Source organism: Pedobacter sp. PF22-3 (assembly GCF_026239555.1).
In the GTDB taxonomy this organism is placed as follows: Bacteria; Bacteroidota; Bacteroidia; order Sphingobacteriales; family Sphingobacteriaceae; genus Pedobacter.
The window spans coordinates 70,107-89,169 of sequence record NZ_JAPIVP010000021.1 but is presented as its reverse complement, the minus strand read 5'-3'; the positions used below and the strand labels follow the sequence as shown (position 1 = coordinate 89,169).

The 19,063-nt window shown below is 39.4% G+C and carries 16 protein-coding genes; 11 read left to right on the top strand and 5 right to left on the bottom strand.

What is annotated here, in order from left to right; genetic code table 11:
- The first annotated feature begins 114 nt into the window (after positions 1-114).
- Entirely contained in the window at positions 115-942 is an 828-nt protein-coding gene (locus OQX63_RS21200; protein ID WP_265852803.1) for a hypothetical protein, read from the top strand.
- A gap of 365 nt (positions 943-1,307) precedes the next feature.
- Here OQX63_RS21200 and OQX63_RS21195 read toward each other — a convergent pair whose 3' ends face one another.
- The 3 genes from OQX63_RS21195 to OQX63_RS21185 all read right to left on the bottom strand — a co-directional run bounded on the left by OQX63_RS21195 (position 1,308) and on the right by OQX63_RS21185 (position 4,455).
- Positions 1,308-3,071 (bottom strand): UvrD-helicase domain-containing protein, encoded by a 1,764-nt coding sequence (locus OQX63_RS21195; RefSeq protein WP_265852802.1) that lies wholly within the window; start codon positions 3,069-3,071, stop codon positions 1,308-1,310.
- 225 nt (positions 3,072-3,296) lie between these two features.
- Complete coding sequence (locus tag OQX63_RS21190) at positions 3,297-3,989, bottom strand: DUF421 domain-containing protein (RefSeq protein ID WP_265852801.1); 693 nt, start codon at positions 3,987-3,989, stop codon at positions 3,297-3,299.
- Positions 3,990-4,194: 205 nt separating this feature from the next.
- Entirely contained in the window at positions 4,195-4,455 is a 261-nt protein-coding gene (locus tag OQX63_RS21185; RefSeq protein ID WP_265852800.1) for a hypothetical protein, read from the bottom strand.
- A gap of 316 nt (positions 4,456-4,771) precedes the next feature.
- Here OQX63_RS21185 and OQX63_RS21180 point away from each other — a divergent pair, with 316 nt between their 5' ends.
- Positions 4,772-7,351 (top strand): MASE3 domain-containing protein, encoded by a 2,580-nt coding sequence (locus OQX63_RS21180; RefSeq protein WP_265852799.1) that lies wholly within the window; start codon positions 4,772-4,774, stop codon positions 7,349-7,351.
- A gap of 109 nt (positions 7,352-7,460) precedes the next feature.
- On the opposite strand, the gene OQX63_RS21175 is transcribed toward OQX63_RS21180, so the two are convergent.
- Positions 7,461-8,162: a LytR/AlgR family response regulator transcription factor gene (locus tag OQX63_RS21175; RefSeq protein ID WP_265852798.1), complete on the bottom strand. Its 702-nt coding sequence runs from the start codon at positions 8,160-8,162 to the stop codon at positions 7,461-7,463.
- Complete coding sequence (locus OQX63_RS21170) at positions 8,159-9,211, bottom strand: sensor histidine kinase (RefSeq protein ID WP_265852797.1); 1,053 nt, start codon at positions 9,209-9,211, stop codon at positions 8,159-8,161. The genes OQX63_RS21175 and OQX63_RS21170 overlap by 4 nt, the downstream gene beginning before the upstream one ends.
- Before the next feature lie 151 nt (positions 9,212-9,362).
- Here OQX63_RS21170 and OQX63_RS21165 point away from each other — a divergent pair, with 151 nt between their 5' ends.
- The 9 genes from OQX63_RS21165 (at position 9,363) to OQX63_RS21125 (ending at position 19,043) form a co-directional block, all read left to right on the top strand.
- Complete coding sequence (locus OQX63_RS21165) at positions 9,363-10,508, top strand: acyltransferase family protein (protein ID WP_265852796.1); 1,146 nt, start codon at positions 9,363-9,365, stop codon at positions 10,506-10,508.
- Between the two features lie 17 nt (positions 10,509-10,525).
- Positions 10,526-11,017: a nuclear transport factor 2 family protein gene (locus tag OQX63_RS21160; protein ID WP_265852795.1), complete on the top strand. Its 492-nt coding sequence runs from the start codon at positions 10,526-10,528 to the stop codon at positions 11,015-11,017.
- A gap of 146 nt (positions 11,018-11,163) precedes the next feature.
- Complete coding sequence (bla, locus tag OQX63_RS21155; RefSeq protein WP_265852794.1) at positions 11,164-12,072, top strand: class A beta-lactamase, subclass A2; 909 nt, start codon at positions 11,164-11,166, stop codon at positions 12,070-12,072.
- A 184-nt stretch (positions 12,073-12,256) separates the two neighbouring features.
- The gene (locus OQX63_RS21150) at positions 12,257-12,850 is read left to right on the top strand and encodes a Crp/Fnr family transcriptional regulator (RefSeq protein ID WP_265852793.1); all 594 of its coding nucleotides are present in this window, start codon (positions 12,257-12,259) and stop codon (positions 12,848-12,850) included.
- A 94-nt stretch (positions 12,851-12,944) separates the two neighbouring features.
- Positions 12,945-13,739, top strand: a complete 795-nt coding sequence (locus OQX63_RS21145) for a sterol desaturase family protein (protein ID WP_265852792.1) — start codon at positions 12,945-12,947, stop codon at positions 13,737-13,739.
- A gap of 268 nt (positions 13,740-14,007) precedes the next feature.
- Positions 14,008-14,952: an XAC2610-related protein gene (locus tag OQX63_RS21140; RefSeq protein ID WP_265852791.1), complete on the top strand. Its 945-nt coding sequence runs from the start codon at positions 14,008-14,010 to the stop codon at positions 14,950-14,952.
- A gap of 65 nt (positions 14,953-15,017) precedes the next feature.
- The gene (locus OQX63_RS21135; RefSeq protein WP_265852790.1) at positions 15,018-15,557 is read left to right on the top strand and encodes a hypothetical protein; all 540 of its coding nucleotides are present in this window, start codon (positions 15,018-15,020) and stop codon (positions 15,555-15,557) included.
- Positions 15,558-15,559: 2 nt separating this feature from the next.
- Positions 15,560-16,330, top strand: coding sequence for a hypothetical protein (locus tag OQX63_RS21130; RefSeq protein WP_265852789.1), 771 nt, complete (start codon positions 15,560-15,562; stop codon positions 16,328-16,330).
- A gap of 364 nt (positions 16,331-16,694) precedes the next feature.
- On the top strand, positions 16,695-19,043 hold the full coding sequence (locus tag OQX63_RS21125) for a S9 family peptidase (RefSeq protein WP_265852788.1): 2,349 nt from the start codon (positions 16,695-16,697) through the stop codon (positions 19,041-19,043).
- Positions 19,044-19,063 lie beyond the last annotated feature (20 nt).

Here is a 19,063-nt window from a genome sequence, read left to right as displayed (position 1 = left end):
TTAATAAAAGCACAACTATCACAAATCAAGCATTTGCCTTAAAAGCATTAAACGGATTTTGGCCTTTCAATGCCTATCATTGAAAAATTGATGCTGCTCTAGGCTGAATGATTAATGGAACCTTTATCTTTAGTCGAAAAAATGGCTATACCTGTTAATAAACTTCTGCTCGGGCTTGAAAAACCTTTTCTGATTGGTTATGCTACAATCTGGGCAGCTGTGTATCTGCTTTCGAGGTTCAACCTGGAACTTTATACTGACCATGCGCCTTCGTTGGTATGGTGGTTATCGTTGCTTGCTATTCTTCCGGTCAGCTTATATGCGATGTTGAGGACGAAATTTTCCAATAAAGGCTGGTATGAAAAGGTTGGTATTTTGGTGATGTATACTTTGATTGGCCTTTTCACCTGTTTATACATCATTGTTAATGGTGATCTTTTGATTAGCGCTGCCATTAATCAGGAAAAAGCTGCAATGGTGAAGTTGACAGCGGTGCGTAAGGTATTTTATAAGAGCGGTTTTGACCATACCTCGGTAAGCGTAGAAACTGCTTCCGGTACCGTTGTTTTAGAGGGCAGGCCATTTGTCTATTTTTATCTTTATGATAAAAAAAATGTACGGATGCGTTCGGGAAGATCCTATCTGGGGAATGAATATTTTTACACGGTTGGCATTGGACCCAAAGAGAAGTTCGGCGCAAGGTGGCTGCATTTCAAAGACCAGCTGTACCGAATGTGGGTTTTTATTGCAATAATAGCTGTAATGATCATTGTGGGATTGTTCTGGCCTGAGCGTTTTTCTCAAAAAAAAGTTTCTAAAGCCAGCAGGTGGGGCTTCTGGAAGCAAGTGGGAATTGTTATAGGTATACTGTTTGCAATATTCCTCCTGCTGTATCTGGGGCTGCTGGTATATGTAAAATTTTTTGCCGCTCATCATCGTTAATCTCCATATCATATTGCTGCTTAAATTTCTCTGTTGGAGAATAAAACAGAGGCTGCTGTTCGGAATAGCGGTTACAAAACGTTCCTGGCATTTCGTAAAGATGTCTGTGCAAAAAAATACCAGGCGAAGATAGAGAGGATCTTCGAAGATGAAGCGGTTTGAAGGCAATATGTGCCCATCTTACTAATTATAAACTGTGCTGATAGTTTACTAATCATATTTAGCGCATAAAATTTATAGGACACAAAAGAATGCTCAATTCTGGTTATGAATTTGTTCCCGTTCACTGGAGTTGGAATTATATAGGCGCTTGAATCGAATATATTGCTGCTTTTTACCATCTGATTTGCGACGAAACCTTAACATCAAAAATATAGATCTTCGAGTCCTAATTTTTTGATTCTCATACTGATGGCTGTTCTCGATCGGCCAAAATGCAGGGAGAGATCGCCTGGGCTGTAACCATCAGCATACATGATGGTGAGTTCGTTGTCCAGTTCCACTGTCCAGGATTGATTTGCTGCATGCTTGTTTTGCTCACTGTTGATCGTTTTCATGTCCGTAAGCTTTTTCTGATTCCCCCTTTGTGGATTGATGGTCTCTTGCGGCTGCTTAAGGGCGGCAATGAGGTATATCTTGGGCGAAACCGGGAAGTGCTTCGGAACCAATGACTCGGGGATATAAAGACCGTTTTTGGCTCTTGTAATGGCGACGTATAACAGGTTGATTTCTTCGTTCATCCGATTAAATTGAGCGGGCTGGGCATTTTTGTCTTCTCTGAGCCTTCTGATTTTTTCTTCTGTAACGAAATCATCTGCTAGGAGTACCGCGTCATATTCCATTCCCTTGCAGCGGTGAACGGTGGAAAAAACAATTTCAGCCTTTGCTTTTTCATCCTGATGCACATGTTTTTCTTTGATGGCTTTGATCATGCCGGGAATGCTATTGCCGTATAGACGCACCAGTTCGATCATCATCGATAAGCCGGTGTCCATGGTCTGTTCAACATATGCTTCCAGATCTTCCAAATCCCTCATGGATCTGATGATCGGATCCCTGATCTGATCATGATTGGCGTTGTACAGGCTCAGAATATCATATAGGGAAGCGCCCTCATCGGCATACGTGTATGAATTTATGTTCCCTTCGAAATAAATATGTTTAATGTTTTTTCGCTCGGTTACATATTCAATGGCTTTAACGAGCAGCCCAAGGTTCGTACGCGCAATCACCGCATTGGTTTTGATCTTTGCATCTCTGCCTTTGCCCAGGATAGTCATGGGACGATGAGGCGCTAACAGGTTTTTAAGTCTTAGTGTTTCCATGGCCAGGTTGGCGATGTCCTGTCCAAAGCGGAAACTCATCGAGAGGTGATAGGTTTTGAAATTTGCTTTTTCCAGGGAATTTACGGCGTAACGCCAGCCATAAATCTGTTGGTGGGTGTCGCCCACGATGACTTTGGTCGCTTTTTGCTTTAAAAAGATGTCGAGCATGGCGGGGGAGGCATCCTGCGCTTCGTCAAAAAGGATGTAATCAAAATCCAGCTGTGGCTGCTGAAGCTGGTATTTCTTTAAATAAAAATCGTGGGTGATTTCGATTTCTGCTTTATCCATTTTACCCAGAAAAACCCTTGTCTGGTTAATGATGTAATCATAAGCATTACCAACAAAATTTTTAGCCTCATCATCTGCTAATAGATTGATATAATCTAAATTTTGAACCTTTGCCTCATCACTGTTACAGAAATAAGCGCTGAGTTTAAGGATATGATTGGCAATAAGGAGTTGGCTATGTTTTTCGCCTGTACCCTTTAACCTAAGCATGCTGACGATTTCATCTGTTGTGTAATCCCTGTTTTTTACCTGGTATTTGCTCCTCATAACCACATGGCGAAAGGCAAGGGAATGGGCGGTTTCTACAGTCACGTTTTGTAGGCCTTTTTTCCTGAATTTATCTGCTGCCTCGGTTTTTACGGCTTTGTTAAAAGCCAGGTACAAAATCCGGCTGCCCGGTGGTCTGGTTGCAGCGTATGCAATGATGGTGGTTGTTTTGCCTGAACCTGCTACAGCATTAATTTTGATGTTACCGGTAGAGTTTATAATATCTTTTTGCTGCTTGGTCAATTCCATCTCTCAAAGGATCATTCTACTTCACGCTGTTTGTGGTGCAAGGATACGCAATTTTAGGGGAATTATCATTCCTTGTGCATCTGGTAACGTAAGGTAGGGTGCTGCTTTTTGGCTTATCAGATCGGGTAGCGGTTGCACGTAAGAGATGTGAACTGATGCTGGTATGATGTATTTTGTTCGGTCGAAAAAAAGTGGATGGTATAGGTAATGGTTAACTTCTTGATACTATTTTATCCGCGGTCTGTCGTCTGCTTTTACCCATTCATCGCGTTTGCAACTGGTGCAATCGGTTTTTTGTCCTTTACTGATGTGGTGAACTTTTCCGCAGAAACTACAGGCATAAAGCCCGTCAAGATCTACCATTTTGGATGCCCGTGCGAATTCTTTGGGCATGATTGGCAGGCCTGGCTGTACCTCTTCATCCGAAAAAAAGAAGATACTCACACAGCCTGATGTTTCCAATATGGCCGTTTCAACCTGGCCGAGATGAGAAACGCCCTGTTGCCGCAGTTCCGAAAAAAACTCGTCCTGGGCAAGGGCTTCCTTCCTGAATTCATTCACGGAGAACATGCCCTTCTCAATGATATAAGTAGCCTGGCCTTCAACCAAGTCATCAAATCGCTTGCTTTTAGCCATTAGGTAGGTGGTAAGCCTGTAGGCACCTACAATGATTGCAAAAATGGCTATCGGTACCATGAGCCCGATTTCCTTATAGAACATCGGATCTCCAGCTGCGGAACCCAGACTGATAATCACCACCATTTCAAATACAGAGAGCTGTCCTACACCTCGCTTGCCAAGAAGTCTTAGCCCGATCAGTATGATAAAATACATCAGTATGGTGCGTATGGCAATCTCGATGAGAAATCCCCACTTTTCTTCACCTACCATGATTTTGGTCCAGTCTATATCCTGCATTTTGAAATTTAGGTTTGGTATGAATCGGTTTAAAATAAACTCCAGGTCTAGTGTAGATATTTTTAAGGGTTGATCTGTCTGGAAATTTTCGTCAACAGTACATGCATATCAAAAGGTTTGGTTACCTATTTTTCTCCTAATATATATATCGCTATCTTTTCAATCTGATGAATTGAAATATCTGGTCGGGTCTGAAATACCTGTATTATCCTTTTTCCCCGTTAGCAGTTTCAGTGCTGCCTTCTTCATACTTTTTTTCTCCGTTTTCATCCTCATGTACAATGAGCGAATGCGGTGCGGCAGATGATGGATTGCTACCGGTTCCCGAGATTTCAGGTATGCTAAGGATATCGTTGTTGCTGTCTGTAGAGGGTTGTATTGCTTCGGTGTTCCCCAACGCAGCCTGGGCAAGTTGTTCCTGATCGGTTAGGCTTACTTCTTGCTGCTCTTTTTTGTTGTCTTCCATGATTTTCTTTATTTTATCTTAACATCAAAAACAGTTCAATAGTTTGCTGATCACGAAAATGTTGTGATAGGCTGCTGGAAAGGCTTAGGGATCAGTATTTTTTTATAAAATGTAATCAAAGCCATTAGTTGATTCAGTTTTGATAATTAAATGATGTTCTTGCAACATTAATGCTGACGCTTTGCTTTTCCAATTCTTCCCAAGTACCTGTAAATAAAAATTTTTATTATCTTGTAGCATAAACAAACCAGTGAAAGAAACAATTTTTCATAACCTTTCTTAAAACCATATATTTGTTGTTAGATTAATTATATCCTTGCGAAAACTCACCTCTCTTTTTAATCGTTACTACCGTACCGCATTTGGCATTATTTGCCTGATGCTGGTTTTTGTTTACAGCAAGAGGCACGGTTACATGCTTTTCCATACTTTGGTTGAGCTCTTTTCCATTGTAATAGCTTTTGCGGTGTTTATTGTTGCCTGGAACTCGAGGAAAATGCAGGATAACAAATACCTGCATGTTGTTGGTATTTCCTATCTGTTCATTGGTGCGCTGGATTTGTTACATACTTTGAGCTATAATGGAATGAATATAATCCCGTTACCCGGATATCCTGCCAACCAGTTCTGGGTAGCAACACGTGGTATGGAGGCGGTGATCTTTCTTGGCGGTTTTCTGATGATTGGGCGCAAACGAAAAATTAATACGGAACTGCTCTTCCTCTTATATTTTGTGGTGTCTTCACTCATTGCTGCAAGCATTTTGGTATGGAAAGTATTCCCGGTATGTTTTGTGCCCGGAGCTGGTCAAACCCTTTTTAAGGTTATATCTGAGTACATCATCATTTTACTCTTGTTGGTCAGCTTATTCTTGCTCTACAGGAGAAGGGCTAATTTCGATCGGAAGACTTACCAACTTCTTTCTGGTTCTATTATAGTTGCCATCCTGAGTGAATGTTGCTTTGCTACTTACACATCAAACTACGGCCAGTTAAATGAATGGGGACATTATGGTAAACTGATTTCCTTCTTTCTAATTTATAAGGCCAATGTGAAAATGGCTTTTGATATGCCCATGGCAAGTATTTTTCGTGAGCTTAAGGCCAGCGAGACAGAGTATAAAACTTTGGCTGAAAATCTTCCGGATCTGATCATGCGTTTTGATGGAAACCTGGATTGTATTTATATTAATCAGGATATAAGTAAGCTTCCTCAGTTCGCTGATTCTGATGTTCAGGCATTGAGCAAACGAATCTGGAATGAATTGAAACAGGCACTCCTGGTAAGAAAAAATATTACGGGAGAATTGGAAGTGGCTATGCAGGATATTCGCCACTATTATTCATTTCAGATCATTCCGGAAATCTTCGATAACACTGCTGAAATCAGGCTTCTGGTTATTTTTAGGGATATCACTATTGTTCGGAAAGAGAAACTCCATCTATCCAGGCTTCTGGATACTCTTCCACAACAAGTATGGACAGCCAGGGCTGATGGTAAGATTGATTATGTTAACGGCGTAATCATCCGTGATTTTGCACTCGATCCTGATTCCCCTTTTGGTATTGGCTGGCAACACTACGTTCATCCTGATGACTTGCAGGAATGTACGCGGGTGTGGATGCTTTCGCTCGAAAATGGTTCAGAATATCAGGTTCAGTTTAGATTGAAAATGGCAGACGGGCAGTATCTCTGGCATTTGGGACGTGCAGTGCCTATTCTCGAAAATGGTGAGGTCATATTGTGGATTGGTTCGAATACCAATATAGACTTGCAAAAGAAGGGACAGGAGCAGCGGGATGAATTTATTTCTATCGCTTCGCACGAATTAAAAACACCGTTAACCAGTATTAAGGCATTTAACCAACTGCTTGCCAGAACTAATGATCTTGAGAGAGCAAAATCTTACCTACAAAAAGTAGACACCGCTACGACTAAACTCGAGAGCCTGATTAATGATTTGCTGGACGTTAGCAAGATCAATGCAGGTAAGCTCCAGTTTAATAAATCCATTTTTAATCTTAATGAGTTGTTAAAGGAGTGCTGCGGAAATCTTCAGCTAAGCGTTACTACCCATCGCATCATCTTTAATGAAGCCGAACATATTAACATATATGCTGATCGTTTCAGGATAGAGCAGGTAATTGATAATTTACTCAGTAACGCGGTTAAATACTCTCCCCATGCAGATGTGGTGAATGTTACGTTCAAAGTTGAACAGGAATCAATTATTATCGCTGTCGAAGACCATGGTATAGGGATCGATAGTCGGGAGCTCGAAAAACTTTTCGACCGTTATTACCGATCGGATAATGCTGCGGAGCGCTTTGGCGGACTCGGCCTGGGACTTTTTATTTCCTCCGAAATCATTAAAGCTCATCAGGGTACATTCTGGATTGAAAGTGAGCTTGGGGTAGGAACTACAGTTTACATCCGCATTCCATTTAACGAAACAGCGGTTATAAAAGGTTCAGTGGCTAAAGGGCTGAATTACAGCAATGAATACCTTACCATTAGTTGTAACGATCAGCAAGAATGGATGGAAGTAAACTGGACCGGGCATCAGCATTTTAAAAGTGTGCAAAATGGGGGGCTTCAGATGATAGAGTTGCTGAAGTCATCCGGACTTAAAAAGGTACTTAATGATAATAGGGAAGTGCTTGGTAATTGGTCTGAGGCATCAGACTGGGCAGGAAAGGTTTGGTTTCCGATGATGATCGAAGCTGGTCTTCAGGATTTTGCCTGGATTTTTTCTCCAAGTATATTTGCCCAACTTGCCGCTCAGAAAAGTTTTGATGTATCGGATGGTAAAGCCAACGTTCGCTTTTTTTATGATATAGAGGAGGCCAAACGCTGGTTGATGGAACCAACGAAGGTTAAACTTTCGACTCTCTAATTCATTAATCTTCTATAATTCTACAAAAGGATAAATAATTCAACTAACCATTTTCTTTACTATTACCAGATAATTTATATCAGGTTTAGGTTAACGGAATAATCATTAGTTAAAACAAACGTTTTGCCGAAAATTGCCCGGCAAAGTTATCGAATGTCTCCCGGAAGCTTCTGCCCACCGGAATGGATGTTTTTCCGATTAATGCTTCATGATTGCTGATGGCAGCTACCTGATTCTGGTTGATGATAAATGAACGGTGGATCCTTAAAAATCCTTTATGCTGAAGATGTGATGCAAGTTCGGAGATTGATATTTTAGGTGCCATTATAAATTCGTCCTGAAGCACGACCTTAATATCATTTCCGATGCTTTCAAAATAAAGGATGTCTGTCAGCAAAAACTTCCGGCTGAATCCCTCTGACTTAAAAATCACAAAATCTTCTTCGTTTTCCTTTTTTACATTTCTCAGAATTCTGTCTACAGATTTAAAAAAGCGTTCAAAAGTGATGGGTTTCAGCAGGTAGTCTACTGCTTCAAGCTCAAAACCGTCGATGGCAAATTCGCGGTGAGCGGTCGTAAAAATGGTAGATGGCCTTTTATTCAGCGACCTCAAAAATTCTATGCCGTTCAGATCCGGCATCTGAACGTCCAGGAACAAAAGATCTACTTCCTCTGTCTGTAAAATTCTATAAGCTTCGAGTGCATTTGTTGCTGTGGCCACCAACTTCAGTTCCGCTATCTTTGCGATATGGTTTTCCAGAAGCCTGATGGCCAAAGGCTCATCGTCTATCACAATACAGTTAATCGTCATATTATTGGGGTCATTAATTCTATTGTAAACCAGTCATCTACATTCTTTATTACCAATGAATATTGATTCGGATAATAGAGATCAAGTTGCTTTCTGGTATTTTCCAATCCTATTCCGGTTCCTACCTCCTGGCATTTGGCAAAGAACTGATTTTCTACCTTAAAGTGCACATTATTTGCATCGGTTTCAATCGAAATTCTGATGGTAACGACACCGCTTGTTTTTTCGGCACCATGCTTAAAAGCATTTTCTACAAAAGAGAGATACAGTAACGGTGGAATGAGGCTGGGAAATTCTACTTTTTCCTCCATCTCAAGTGTAAGGCGTTCATCATAGCGCAGCATTTGGAGGGCGATGTAATCCTTAACGATTTTTAGTTCTGTTGAAACGGGGACCATTTCTTCTTGTCCGTGGTAAAGAAGGTAATCCAGGATATCAGAAAGCCGGCTGATGGATTGGGGTACGGCAGCAGAACCGGTAATGGATAAAGCATATATATTGTTCAGCGTGTTAAACAGGAAATGTGGATTTAGTTGCGCTTTCAGGGCTTTCAATTCAAGCTCCGATTTCTCTTTCTGAAGCTGCAGGGCATTTTGCTTTTCATCTCTGTACCGAAGCATGATCATCATAGAAACAAAAATAAAAGACCCGGAAATAATGGGTAGGATGTAGTAAAATAGAAGGTGTTTAACATCTGTTAGGATATCGGTAATGCTATCCTGAGGGTAATTTGCGAATAAAGGTTCGGCCGCATAAACAATAAAAATACGGTTTAGTATGCCTAAAACGTATATCCCGGCCATAAAATAAAGGCTAAAGCTAAAATATTTTTTAGTCTCGAAAAATCTGCGGATCAGAAAGAAGTAAATCCAGTTGGCACCGATAATCTGGAAGATCCAGTGACATACATCATAGTAAAATATTTCCCGGAAATCTGGCTGTTCAAGCTCACCGTAATTACAGAATATTCCAAAAAGAAATAAAGCAATCCAGAGTCCTGTTTGATAGCTGATTTCTCTTTTTAATTTTCCATTTGATATTGTGCTCACAGTGCGTAAAGATATTACTAAAAAGCCTTGCATGCGCTGTTTAGACTCAGAAGTAGTCACTTTGATGATGAATAGCAGGAACTGGCATTCGAACAGCAAATTTGTTATCTGCAGGCAAAAGTGCTTCTTCTGCATTCTTCGTTTTATATCCATGGTAAATAGATATATTATTGCAGAAAAAAGAATGGAAAAAGAAAACTTCGTTGGATTGGATCATTTGCGGGCGGTTGCAATCCTGCTAGTATTGCTATATCATTACCAGATGTTTGAGCATCCCGCCTGGGTAGATTCTGTTGGATGGATCGGATGGACCGGAGTTGATTTGTTTTTTGTATTGAGTGGTTTTTTGATTTCCAATCAGCTCTTACAGGAAATCAGCATACACGGAACCATCAGGCTAAAAATCTTTTTCACTAAACGGTTTTTCAGGATCATTCCACCATATTTGTTCACGCTGTTACTGTATTTTTGTTTTCCGGTATTTAGAGAACGGGAAGCTTTGCCGCCCCTGTGGAAATTTCTTTCCTTCACTCAGAATTTTGGTTTGGATGTGATTAACAAGGGAACCTTTTCTCATGCCTGGTCGTTATGCATCGAAGAACAATTTTACCTGGCACTTCCGGTTTTGTTACTATTTTTAATCAGGATAAGGCAAATAAAATACCTGAAAATTATTATTGTTTTGCTGATCATATCTACGCTACTGCTCCGTGTATTTTCCTGGAATGAATATGTTCTCCCATACATGAAAACTCCCGATTTCTGGAAAAAATGGTATATGAACATCTATTATCCCACGTATACCAGATTAGATGGGCTGTACATTGGGGTGCTGATTGGTGGATTGTTTCAGTCATCAACATTCAAAACGATAATAAACCGGAATGGGAACCTATTGGTTTTTACCGGGATAATAACCATTATATTTTCCCTGTGGTTCTGCAGAGATGCTTATTCGCAACAGGCTTCACTATTTGGATTTTCGCTGGTAGCGGTAAGCTATGGCGTACTGGTAACAGGAGCCATTTCCGGCAACTCTTTCCTGAGTAGGAAATCTAACATGATCACCACTCAATTAGCGGCCCTGTCTTATTCCGTTTATCTATCGCATAAAATTGTTATCCATCTGGTACAGTTGTTTCTCGAAAAAATTAAAATTCCGGCATCCTATACGCCTGGATTGCTGATCTGTTTTACCTTTTGTATCCTGGCCGGTCTGTTTTACCGCTACTCTCTGGAGAAACCATCTGCAGCCATCAAAAATAAAATCCTTAAAAAATTAAATCGCGGCTACTAAACAAAAACCTTTAATTTATGAAAACACTTAGCCTAAGCATTTTTATGCTGAGGTCTCATTTTGCTATAGCTCAGCATTTTGATGCAGAGAAAAAGGAAATCCAACTTGTAGTCTGGCAATTTAAAGAAAGTATTATTCAAAAAGATTCGGCTACTTTTAGCAGTCTCTTCCATGAAAACCCTGTGGTCTGGATCGGCGTTGTTAAGAACAGATCACAGCAAAAACGGCTGGAAATTAATCCTTCTAACCGTAAAAATTATTTTAAAGATACGTATGAAAACTTTTTTCGCTACATCATGGAAAAAGGCGGCAAGGAAGAAAAGTTTGAGAAGATCAGGATCATCAATGATGATGTGATTGCCAGTGTGAGTTTCAATTATTCATTTCAGGAAGAAAATACCATAACGAATTGGGGAAGCGAGTACTGGCACCTTTTCAAAGCGGAGGGAAAATGGAAAATCGTAAGCATTATTTATTCTTACGAAAACGCAAAATTTTTTCCTGGTTAGTAGCGTTAGGAAGTATAATGTGCTGAGGAGATAAACTAAGTCATACATTTTTTATACTTTGGTTTATCGGATGGCAGATCATCTCGCTAATTATATAAATTGCATTGCCATTTTGCTTACAAAAACAATCATCAATAAAATACCAAATGAAGCATTCCTTTAAGCTTAGCATTTTTCTGCTATTTACCACCTGCTATCAGGTTTTTGCGCAAACCAACGTCCTTAATACCAGGATACAGGAAATCATCGCTTCAAAGCATGCCAAAGTAGGGCTTGCCATTAAAGGGCCAGGTATAAAGGATACTTTATTCATAAACGGAGACCAGCATTTCCCTTTACAAAGTGTATTCAAATTCCATATTGCATTGGCGGTACTATCTCAGGTTGATCAAGGGAAATTGAGTTTGACTCAAAAAATTAAAATTACCAAGAAAGATCTATTACCAGGTTTATATAGTCCTATCCGCGATCGATATCCAAACGGTGTAACCCTGCCATTATCCGAAATTTTAGCATATACCGTTTCGCAAAGTGATAATATAGGCTGTGACATCTTACTTAGGATGATTGGAGGTCCAGGATTTGTTGAAAAGTATTGCAATCGCATTGGCATCCAGGATGTATCCATAAAAATAAATGAAGAAGAACAACAAAGCAACTGGAATTCACAGTTTAAAAACTGGACCACACCTAAAGCAGCTAATAAAATTCTGGAGCTATTTTATAGGGATGGAAACAATCTGCTTTCAAAGAAAAGTTACCATTTTCTTTGGAAAGTAATGCGGGAAACCAAAACAGGGGAAGGCCGATTGAGAGGGCAGCTTCCAACGAAAACCATTGTTGCGCATAAAACAGGCTCATCAGGCACAAATAAACAGGGTATAACTGCTGCAGTAAACGATATCGGGATCGTATTTCTTCCTGATGGATCACATTATTTTATAAGTGTATTCGTTACGGAATCAACAGAAAATGCAGCAACAAATGAAAAAATAATTGCCGATATCAATAAAGCAGCCTGGAATTATTTTACTGGTAAAAATAAAACGTTTTAAGGTTATGTAGTACTTAAGCCGACATTATCTCATACATTCTTTAAACGTCTCCCGAAATGTATATCCAAAATTTTTTGAATCTATGCGAATGAATACCGGTAATACCTGCTGTTGATGATACTTTTTGCAGGCTTGACGGATATTTGTAATTTAGTAATTGCTCAATTCCATTTTTCTATTTAACATGAGTACAATTGATACCTTACAAAAATTATTGTTCGATTTAGCGGGTGTATTACCTGCAGATACTGAACCGTTATTTGCAATGACCACTCCGGTATCGCTGGAAACCAATGAAGCCTACATCCGCGAAGGCGAAAGCAGCCGTCGACTGGCTTTTATTGAAAGCGGCGTCATCCGCGCATACACCATTAAGGAAAATGGAGATGAGGCTACACTTCTTCTTCGCTGGGAGGGCCAGTTTATTGCGTCGCATGATACCATTATTAATCGCCAGCCCTCAAGGTTTATTTACCGTGCATTGGAACCTGTGAAATTGCTGCAGATTGATTATGGTGTTCTTGAAGAGATTCTGAAAACGCATCCGGAATATGAACCGCTCCGTAACTTTTTTTTGATGAAAATGCTGGCGGAATCTTTAAAAATGCTGGAATCCTTTGTTACACAATCGCCGGAAGAGCGTTATCGGGAACTCCTGTCAGAGCGTTTCGATCTGGTAAATCGCGTGCCGGATAAATACATCGCATCCATGCTTGGCATTACGCCGGTGTCATTAAGCCGGATTCGCAAAAGGATGTATACAAAAAGTAAACAGTAAAATAAATTATCCTTTGTTAAGTCTTGAAATTATCTTTTGTTAACGTCGCAAAATCCAGGTGTCTTATACTTTTGGAGTATCAATAATAAAAGATATGGAAAAGATAATAGAAGCCACTATCAGTATTTTTAGTATTTCAGCTATCCGGTATTTTATACTCGCCGGAATTCCTTTTGCGCTGTTTTACCTGCTCATTCCCGATAAGCTGGGTAAATTTAAAATTCAGCAAAAACTGGCCACAAAAAAAGACTTTGTCCGTGAGGTATGGCATTCCATGCAGAGTACACTGGTATTTTCAATCATCGCAGCTGGCTTGATTTTTACACCGCTACGCCAGTATACCCGAATTTACACACATATTAATGATTTCCCGATATGGTATGTGGGTGTGATGCTGCTATTGAGCCTGATTATACACGACACTTATTTTTATTGGATGCACCGGTTACTACATCACAAAAAATTATTTAAACTCGCCCATTTGGTCCATCATAAGAGCACCAATCCTTCACCATGGACATCTTATAGCTTTCACATATTGGAAGCCATCACCGAAGGACTTGTATTGGTGCTAATCGTGATGCTGCTACCCATGCATCCCTTAACGATATTACTATTTACTGTAACTGGCTTCATCATTAATGTGTATGGGCATCTGGGCTATGAAATTATGCCTAAAGGATTCCGCTCAACCTGGGCCTTCGAAATCCTGAATAGTTCGGTCCATCATAACCTGCATCACAGTAAATTTAAGGGGAATTATGGCTTGTATTTCAGGATCTGGGATAGGGTGATGGGCACGGAACACCCGGATTATGTGAAAGAATACGACCGCTTACAAGCGCATCGCTTTAATCAAATACCTCAAGAAGGTATAATTAGGTCCTAAAAATTCGCTTTATGCTTACAGTTAATGGTTAAAAGTGCCAGCGGGGACTATAAAGCTTCTCATGAAAATGGGAAGCTTTTTTATTGAAATATACGTCATGGCAGGTTTGTAGATTCACCATGTAATTCAGTCATTTGGCCACAATTATTCAAAATTGTCTTTCCAGAGCTGATGTCCGATATCATATTATTTTATACTTTTATTTGTGAAGTACAATAACTGCAGCGCTCTAAATAAATAGAGGTACATAATAAGAACAAGAAGATAAATGGTAAAAACAATACTTTTAATATTACTTTCAGCGATTTTTGGTCAGGCCTATGCACAGAAAGCAAAGGTAACTGCCAATTTAAACTTTACAGGTAACATTGGAAAATTCCCAATAGAAATGAAACTGAGTTTAAACAGCTATAACGACAGTATTTCTGGTGAGTATTATTATATCAAAAGTGGTTACAATAGCAAACTCTATTTAGAGGGAACTTTAAGAAACGGCCAAATGCTGCTCAAAGAAAGTGCATATAACGCTAAATCAAAAAAAATTGAAACTACGGGTTATTTCAGAATGGCTTATGCAGCGCAAACGTCGTTATCGGGTAGTTGGGGCAAAACAATACGGAATACAGAAAATATGCTGGGCGTGAAATTGCAGTGTCGCGAACATTTGCAGGCTTTTAATCCGCTAGGCTTCGATTTTATTATGTCGAAGAATCAACCCGATGATAACATGCCCGAAAATACGGCGGATTATTTCACTTTGCGCTCCTTAAAAATTAATGTAAATAAAAGTTCCAGGTGGATCCTTCATGATTTTGATGTACATGATTTAGTTAAAGATGACTTGGAATTGGAAGATGTAAATTTCGACGGTTATCTGGATATAAAAGTACCCATTTATTATCCCGATAGGATAAAAAACGATTATGGTTACGTATATTTCGTGTATGATGTAAAGCGTAAAGGCTTTATAAAAAACAAAAACTTAAATGATTTGGGCGTTGTATTTTTTGATGCAGCAAAAAAACTAATTTATAAATATGATGCTGATGGTAGGGGAAATGAAGGAACGATGTACTATCGTTGGCAAAACGGAAATTTATGCTTAGAAAAGGCAGAACGTGTTTATGAAAACGATCCATATATTCATTATGAAGAATACAAAATTGAGAATGGGAAGTCGGTGAAAGTTAAGGATTATAAGAAAAAGGGATAAATATGGCGCATTAGGCAAAATATACAGCCGAACGGGTACCTGGATAAAATAATAGCTTAAAAAGAATGAAAAATATCATAGCTGCGTTAGTGATAGTTACATTTTTGGGTTGCCGGCATACGCCAACTACGGAAATGGCGAATACAACAACAGATACTATAAAAACTGTAACGGATGGCGTAGCTGCGGTTAAACCAGATAGTACCCCTGTTAAAAAAACAGTAAAAAAAGATACCATAAGAAATGACAAAGACACACAAATGAGTGAGGCATTTTTTCAAAAGGCAATGATCAACCTTAGTGATAGCTCACTGACCGTTTATGAAAATATTAGGGCAGATTATCGAATTTTTGGTTACCAAAAACCAGATACCAACTCCAGAAAGATGATTTTATTCTCGGTTTTCACTTCAGACGTTGAAAATAACCCCTATAAGTGTCCGTTTGGTGCTTATTATTACTCAGGAGCTATGCAGGATACCAAAATTAAATATGTTAGGAAAGCTGGCGCTTTTGTAGAAGCACATTTGGTTAAGGATACTGATATTAAATCTACAGCTATCTATTTTCTTAAAGATTGGGTGAAATTTGAAGAAGGGAATTAAATATGAAAAATCATTTCTCTGTTATCCTGTTTTTAGGTTTTCTTCTTTTTGCAAATAGCGTATCAGCAACTATTCTACAAAATTTTAACAGCAACTTTACAGGGAAATTAGGAAGTAAAACCGGGGTTGTATTTAGCTTAAAAAATAACAATGGGAAGCTTAGTGGTTTTTACTACTATGAAAACGTAGGTATAGAAATTAAGCTTGCAGGAAACGTAATTAATGGTAACGCTACTATTTATGAGCTGGATTACCAGAATGTAAAAAAAGCAAAAATTACTGGTAAGTTCAATCAAGGCAGTTTCAATGGTAAATGGGAAAGTTTATCCTCAAAAAAAGTATATTCCATACAATTAATACCAACAAATAGAACTATCCCACCGTTGCCCAGTAAGCTTATCGGCAATTATCGGGTAGATGAAGAGGACAAATGCGCTTTGAGCATCACCATCTCCAAAAGCAGGGGCGAGTATCACTACCATTTTAAAAGTGCTGCAAGAAATCTAAATGGCAAAGTAACCTTCGGTAGAAGCTTAGATGAAAAATTAGTTTATATCAATTTCCATGGCATTGAATGGGATGAAGACAGCGGCGATGTGACAAAGGATGAAGATGGAGAAAGTTTTTCTGGAAATGATAACCTGCCGACCGTTGTTCAGGGTTTGTTAAGTGATGGTGAAGTTGTTATTCAAAACACAGGGAATGCAATGAACCGGTATGTGAAGATTGCTGAATGTGATTTGAAGTATATCCATTTAAAAAGGGTTAACTAAAACTTACAGCACTGAGATGTTTTTTCTTTCAAACTGTTGAATATTTTTTATGATGTAATAGTCTACATCTTTTATCCTGAATACATGTTCAGCTGCTAAGTATTTTGCGCTGTATTAGAAAAAACAGATTGATTTGAGATCGGTTAACAGCTTTGTTGCCAATACCTGCCTGCCCTCCAGGTAATTATCATGGATGATGTATCCATTCGGAAATTTGTAAGGCTTCGCGCAAATTTTTTAGGAATTTTGGACACTTTGGAAAGCATAGCTGACTGTAAGAATGCATCACTATTTTCTTATACTTGCACTTTAATCGGTAGCTATGAGAATACGTGAATTTTAGTAGCTAAAAAATCTTATACATATGATATCATTATCCGCCAGCAGAATCGGTCTGGCGTCAATTTTAGCTGTGGTTTGTTCTATTACGCAAGCTCAACAACAACCCACCTCATTTACCAAAGATAAAAAGGTTTGGACCAACTTACAAAGAGACTCAGTACGTAAGGTAATTGCTACCGCACTCATTTATCCTTCATGGATCTTTAACAGCAACTTTGTACTTTATCAAACTACCGCTTCCTCTGGATTAAAAACATTTTATTTAGCCGATCCTGATCATAGCAAAAATATCCGGTTGTTTGATGGAAACGAATTGGTGGAACTTAGCGCTGCCTACCTTTCACAGTCAGTGCACCCCATGAAAGTAGATTTCAGTATTCAAGGTGTTTCGAAAACGAACCCTTACATCTTATTATGCAGTGTACAGGGAACAACATTGCAGTACGATTTGAAGAAAGGAATTTTCACCGAACCTATTGCAAGTCACCCTGCCAGTACCCCTCAATCTATCAGTCGAGTAGCCCGTAACGATATCTGGACATTATATACAAAGGATCGCACATATGGTATTTATGCAGACAACCATAATCTTTTCTTAAAAAAATCAGGGGCCTTGGGAAAGGATTCCGTGGTTCAATTGACTCGCGACGGAAATCCCAATTATTCATTCGCACGGAAAACCGTCTCTAATCAAATGAGAGGGCAGCACGGCGCATGGCTGGGCGAATGGTTAGGCGATACGCATATTGGCTTTGCGCTACGTTCGGATCAACGTAAAGTGAGAGACCTGAGCTTGATCAATAGCCTGGCACTGTATGCCCCCCTTCGTGTAGATTATAAATACGAATTGCCTGGTGACGAAAATGTTACCCAATATGAGTTGTGGCTATTAAACGCAGACAGTGCGAAAATGCGACAAATAAATATTGATCGTTTTCCGGACCAGGAAGTAAAAATGAATCAAAACCAACAATCAGGGGGAATCTATTTCACAAGAGAGAGCCGCACGGTAGATACGATCCAACTATGTCGGGTAGATCCTTATACCTTCAAGACTACCGTATTGATTACTGAAGTTGGAAAACCGATTCTAAACGACCAATTGCAGACCTACACGGTGATTAACGAAGGTAAGGAGGTTATATGGTGGTCTGAACGCACAGGTAAAGGAGCTTACTATTTGTATGACCATACAGGTAAGTTGAAGAACGCCATTACCAAAGGTGATTTCGTTGCTGGCAATATTGTTCATCTAGATGCCAGGGCGCGTTACCTCATTCTCGAAGGCTTTGGCTACAAATCGGCCAGTAACCCGTATCATAAAAAATTTTATAAAGTTAACCTGGACGGCTCTGGGTTTGTTGAATTAACGCCAGGTCAGGGGGATCATTCCATTACGTTGTCCCTGGACAAAAAATTTATCATTGACCAATATTCGGCTGTCGATCTTTTACCCAAATGTGAAATAAAAGATATGAATGGGAAAGCGCGGGCATTCATTCCGATGTTGGATCATCGTACTTTAAAAGACTATGGTTTAAACGCACCTATACTCCAAAAAGTTAAGGCGGCTGATCATATCACAGATTTATATGGAATCATCTATACACCGGCTGATTTTGATCCTCATCAGAAATATCCGGTAATTTGTAATGTGTATCCGGGACCTCAGGTTGATGGTATACCACAAGGCTTTGATATTACGCCGAGCAACAATGCGAAACTTGCCGATCTGGGTTTTATTGTACTGCAATTTGGTTATAGGGGATCATCGCCGCTTCGCGGCCGGGATTTCTATACGTTTGGACACGGCAATTTACGTGACTATGCACTAGCGGATTGTAAGTATGTAGTAGAACAACTGGCTGAAATTTACACTTATATGGACTTAGACCGGGTGGGTATTTATGGGCATTCCGGCGGAGGTTTTATGACCGCCGCGGCAATGATGACCTATCCGGATTTTTTCAAAGTCGGGGTGTCGTCATCTGGTAACCACGATAATAACATTTACGGGAAATTCTGGACAGAAACGTACCAGGGTGTTGAGCAAACTAAACCCACTACTGTAGATTCACTGGGCAAATTGCATGCTTCATTTAGTAGCAGTGCACCAACAAACATAGAATTGGCTAAAAATTTAAAAGGGCGACTTTTATTGGTAACTGGCGACATGGACAACAATGTACATCCTGCAAATACCATACGCTTAGCCAATGCCCTGATTAAAAACAATAAAAGATTTGACTTAATGATTCTGCCAGGTATCGCTCATGAAGTAAGCGGCGATTACTATAGTGGCCTGATCAGCAATTACTTTACAGATTATTTAAAATCATGGAAGGGCTTTGATGCTGATATGATCAAATAATTTTTTGGTTAAATATTAAT

Bases quoted from the DNA above. Each gene is read 5' to 3' on its own strand.
- OQX63_RS21200 (WP_265852803.1), top strand. From the start codon at position 115: ATGGAACCTTTATCTTTAGTCGAAAAAATGGCTATACCTGTTAATAAA.
- OQX63_RS21195 (WP_265852802.1), bottom strand. From the start codon at position 3,071: ATGGAATTGACCAAGCAGCAAAAAGATATTATAAACTCTACCGGTAAC.
- OQX63_RS21190 (WP_265852801.1), bottom strand. From the start codon at position 3,989: ATGCAGGATATAGACTGGACCAAAATCATGGTAGGTGAAGAAAAGTGG.
- OQX63_RS21185 (WP_265852800.1), bottom strand. From the start codon at position 4,455: ATGGAAGACAACAAAAAAGAGCAGCAAGAAGTAAGCCTAACCGATCAG.
- OQX63_RS21175 (WP_265852798.1), bottom strand. From the start codon at position 8,162: ATGACGATTAACTGTATTGTGATAGACGATGAGCCTTTGGCCATCAGG.
- OQX63_RS21165 (WP_265852796.1), top strand. From the start codon at position 9,363: ATGGTAAATAGATATATTATTGCAGAAAAAAGAATGGAAAAAGAAAAC.
- OQX63_RS21160 (WP_265852795.1), top strand. From the start codon at position 10,526: ATGAAAACACTTAGCCTAAGCATTTTTATGCTGAGGTCTCATTTTGCT.
- bla (WP_265852794.1), top strand. From the start codon at position 11,164: ATGAAGCATTCCTTTAAGCTTAGCATTTTTCTGCTATTTACCACCTGC.
- OQX63_RS21150 (WP_265852793.1), top strand. From the start codon at position 12,257: ATGAGTACAATTGATACCTTACAAAAATTATTGTTCGATTTAGCGGGT.
- OQX63_RS21145 (WP_265852792.1), top strand. From the start codon at position 12,945: ATGGAAAAGATAATAGAAGCCACTATCAGTATTTTTAGTATTTCAGCT.
- OQX63_RS21140 (WP_265852791.1), top strand. From the start codon at position 14,008: ATGGTAAAAACAATACTTTTAATATTACTTTCAGCGATTTTTGGTCAG.
- OQX63_RS21135 (WP_265852790.1), top strand. From the start codon at position 15,018: ATGAAAAATATCATAGCTGCGTTAGTGATAGTTACATTTTTGGGTTGC.
- OQX63_RS21130 (WP_265852789.1), top strand. From the start codon at position 15,560: ATGAAAAATCATTTCTCTGTTATCCTGTTTTTAGGTTTTCTTCTTTTT.
- OQX63_RS21125 (WP_265852788.1), top strand. From the start codon at position 16,695: ATGATATCATTATCCGCCAGCAGAATCGGTCTGGCGTCAATTTTAGCT.